Origin of the sequence: Dethiosulfatarculus sandiegensis (genome assembly GCF_000931935.2) — a bacterium.
Classification (GTDB): Bacteria; Desulfobacterota; Desulfarculia; order Desulfarculales; family Desulfarculaceae; genus Dethiosulfatarculus; species Dethiosulfatarculus sandiegensis.
Genome location: NZ_AZAC01000047.1, coordinates 1 through 1,581 on the forward strand (window position 1 = coordinate 1; position 1,581 = coordinate 1,581).

General features: G+C 47.5%; 2 protein-coding genes. Both read right to left on the reverse strand.

Annotated elements, in window-relative coordinates; genetic code table 11:
* Positions 1-586: 586 nt before the first annotated feature.
* Positions 587-1,135, reverse strand: a complete 549-nt coding sequence (locus X474_RS20720) for a hypothetical protein (RefSeq protein WP_044351740.1) — start codon at positions 1,133-1,135, stop codon at positions 587-589.
* Positions 1,113-1,581: hypothetical protein (locus tag X474_RS20725; RefSeq protein ID WP_231688364.1), on the reverse strand; the 469-nt coding region annotated here is incomplete at its 5' end. The genes X474_RS20725 and X474_RS20720, both read right to left, overlap by 23 nt.

Here is a 1,581-nt window from a genome sequence, read left to right on the forward strand (position 1 = left end):
TGTCAGGAAGTTTAAGCCTTATTTTTATATCGAGCACCTGCCATTGTATGGTTGTACCAGCCATATGTTGCCTTACCATGGAGCAGCCGATTCTTGCCAAGAAGCCTTCAGGGGAAAGGCCACTTTGTTGATCAATCATTCTCCCGGCCACCACTCTTTTGATTCTTGTATTCTTCTTGCGCCCCAGCGCTCTTAACCAAGTCCGAAACCAGATAACTTGCCACCACCGGGGTCACCAAAGCGGCATCTGCCGTTTTCTTTATACAAGCTCTACAGGGGAGTAGAGTTCCGTGTCTGTTTTTCTGCGGTGATGATTCCTTTCTCGAGCATGTCGTCAATGGCCCCGTTCACCAGGGCCAAATTTTCCTTGTCCAATTCATAATTCAGTGGAGGACGTAAGCTGCAAGTGAAAACACCCCCACTCTTAGGGCAGAGTGGGGGTGTTAAATTAATCATATAATAGGGGCGCTACAATCCGAGCCTGTTGTTTCCATAATTGTTTTGCCCGCAAAACTTTTCCCGCGCCCTGGCGCTTTTCACTAAATACGAAACCAGATAGCCGGCTACCTAAGTATAAGGACTCAATCTATACATAACCGCCGCCGAGACTTTTTAAGTCTTCAAGCATGTCAGCCCCCTCCGCATTTACTTCCACATATAGACCCCCTACGCCCATGTATTCCACATCGATATAATAGGTGCCTTTTTCGCTTACACTCTTCTCTATCGTGGCCCCAGTGCCAGACGCACTTCGGTAAAACCATGCACTTGAAGGAGCTTTCAAGCCAATCCGTTCAAGGCCCTCGCTCTGAAGAGCCAAAACATTTATTGTTAATTTGGTCTTGCCCTTCACCTTGAAGGAGAATTCTTCATGCCCAGGAACCTGGCGATAGGTAGGCGTAACAAAAGTGTTATTCAGCATCGAAATCTCGCTATCCTCAGGTTCCTCAGGTTCCTCATCCTTAGTCCCATACTCCTCCTGGGCCTTTGCGCTTTTCACCAAGTCCGAGACCAGATAACTTGCCACCACTGGGGCCACAAAAGCGGCCGCTCCAGCCTTTCTTATGAAATTCCTACGGGAAGGGGTAGTGTTCTGGGTCTGAGTTGTTTTTTCACAATTTGTTGTGTCTTCCATTGAGATCTCCTTTGAAGTCATTTGTGGACATTAATATCTGAACTGTAGTTTCAGGGGTGCCGTTAAAAAGGTAGTAGGTGTGGCAGCTTTTTAAAAAAGCGTTCAATCTTTGCAGGTGTGCGCCGAACTCCAGACTGCCAGGTGCGCATTGTTCCAAGAGCAAAGGTAAAAGTTCATGGGCAGGCGCCTCATCCATGCGTGAGCTTTGGCCAAAATTGGGACGGATATAATAAACCGCAGTGGGGTTTATATGCGGTGCGCACCATTTTTGCCCCATATCGGTGGGGTCCATGAATACAAAGGGCATAGTGGAAAAGTGCAGAAAACCAGGGCGGTCATTGTATAGGGAGCGCAGTTCGGGAAAAATCTCCAACGATGGCTTTTTTAGGTGAAAGCGTCTAGGGTAAACCCTGGCTCCGTTATCTAGGATCAATAATTTTTCATCG

Excerpts from the sequence above, each read along its gene's own strand:
- X474_RS20720 (WP_044351740.1), bottom strand. The coding sequence starts at position 1,135 with ATGGAAGACACAACAAATTGTGAAAAAACAACTCAGACCCAGAACACT.